This window comes from Pseudoalteromonas sp. SR45-6 (assembly GCF_014163545.1).
GTDB classification, from domain to species: Bacteria; Pseudomonadota; Gammaproteobacteria; order Enterobacterales; family Alteromonadaceae; genus Pseudoalteromonas; species Pseudoalteromonas rhizosphaerae.
Genome location: NZ_JACJDM010000256.1, coordinates 1 through 212, shown reverse-complemented (window position 1 = coordinate 212; position 212 = coordinate 1). Strand labels below are relative to the sequence as shown.

At 48.6% G+C, this 212-nt stretch carries 1 rRNA gene; it reads right to left on the bottom strand.

The features are described 5' to 3' along the window. Positions 1 to 202 (bottom strand): 16S ribosomal RNA (locus H5158_RS23105); the annotation flags it as partial. Between the last annotated feature and the right edge of the window lie 10 nt (positions 203 to 212).

Sequence of the window (212 nt, the reverse complement as noted above, 5' to 3'; positions counted from 1 at the left end):
CCCACTTTGGTCCGTAGACATTATGCGGTATTAGCAGTCGTTTCCAACTGTTGTCCCCCACCAAAAGGCATATTCCCAAGCATTACTCACCCGTCCGCCGCTCGTCAGCAAAGTAGCAAGCTACTCTCTGTTACCGCTCGACTTGCATGTGTTAGGCCTGCCGCCAGCGTTCAATCTGAGCCATGATCAAACTCTTCAATTAAAAGTTTTTT